Raw genomic sequence first — 1,385 nt, forward strand, 5'->3', positions numbered from 1 at the left:
AGAAAGTAGATATTGAACATACATTAGGTATTACAAATAGTACTAATAAGCGGTTATGTAAAGCACTTGAAAGTAATGGGATTTTAGAAGCGGTTAAAGGTGGATACCGTATTAATCCTACTTACCACTTTAGAGGACAAGCTCAAGAACAAAAGATAATCAAATTATTTACTACAACATTAAAGCAGCTATGCAAAATCTTAAAACCTGCTGAAATTGGATTCTTATATAAGTTACTTCCATATGTGCATTATGAAACTAACATGATTTGTATTAATCCTCATGAAATTGATTCTAAGGAAATTCAGTATCTTAATATCGAAAGCATTGCACAAATTACTGAAATTCATCAAAAGAAAATATCTACTCTTCTTAGGAGTTTAAGAAAAGGTGGAGTAATTGCAGAAACGATACTGGAAGATAAACGCCACACTTTCATCACATTAAATCCATATATCTTTTATAGAAAAAGTGGTCAACCTGATAATACGTTAAGAGGTATGTTTGCTGCTTCACCATATGCTCCAAAAAATAGGTAACCTTTTTGACCCTTATTTGCTCGAATGGGTAACTTTTTTGAACTGTTTTAAATCACGCTCAATCCATTGTGGCAGTAAGGCTAAACGTTGTTTTGAGCGTTAATTACTTCTTATTCTTTGATACAAGTTAACTTTATATATAGTTTAAAAATTTACAAGTTTAATAAATAACAGGTTTAATAAGTAGCAAGTTTAACAAATATAAAAGTTTAATTTTAAGTATATTGCTTGTTATATGTCCTCAATTGCCGGACGGCTTAGTACTTCACTTTCGCTCGTACATTCATTTTAAAAATTAAGGAGGTAGCAAATTTATGAAAAAGAAATACATGAATCGCAAAGAATTTATTCAGCACATTAGTATTTTAACTTTAGGATACTATGCATATAAAAATGAACCAATTTCATTTCCACAAGTTGCTGAATATCTAAATACAACTACTGATAACTTACGATTAAAGAAACAAGATACTGATCTAATGAGTCAATTATCTAAATGTGGAATTGTTGTAGAACGTATTAATAATACGAATCATTTTGTACTAACAAATAATTGAACAAAGTAATGCCCTTACCAAACGGATAGCAGGGGGAATGGATAATAACATCCCCCAAAAAAACTTTTCTCTTTGGATAGGGCTAATCAAAAGTTAAATAAAGGATGGTATTAATATGAACAAAGACAATTTATTTTCAAATTTTGAACGTTATGAAGCAAGCAATAGTAATCCATTGTCATTTTTAACAGAAGAAGAAAATAAAAAAGAAACCGCTGCAAAAGAATTAAATAACAGTGATAACCCTTTAGCTTTCTTAAATGATTATGAAACTGCTAAAGATAAAACT

2 protein-coding genes are annotated in these 1,385 nt (G+C 29.5%); both read left to right on the plus strand.

The genetic code is table 11. The annotated features are described in order from the left end of the window. Positions 1-539, plus strand: a 539-nt coding sequence (locus RCF13_RS04180) for a hypothetical protein (protein ID WP_308140894.1), incomplete at its 5' end; no start/stop codon positions are given. 314 nt (positions 540-853) lie between these two features. After that, positions 854-1,096 (plus strand): hypothetical protein, encoded by a 243-nt coding sequence (locus RCF13_RS04185; protein ID WP_016716398.1) that lies wholly within the window; start codon positions 854-856, stop codon positions 1,094-1,096. The last annotated feature ends 289 nt before the right edge of the window (positions 1,097-1,385 follow it).

This window comes from Stenotrophomonas maltophilia group sp. RNC7 (assembly GCF_030910085.1).
In the GTDB taxonomy this organism is placed as follows: domain Bacteria; phylum Pseudomonadota; class Gammaproteobacteria; order Xanthomonadales; family Xanthomonadaceae; genus Stenotrophomonas; species Stenotrophomonas sepilia.

Bases quoted from the DNA above. Each gene is read 5' to 3' on its own strand.
- RCF13_RS04185 (WP_016716398.1), top strand. From the start codon at position 854: ATGAAAAAGAAATACATGAATCGCAAAGAATTTATTCAGCACATTAGT.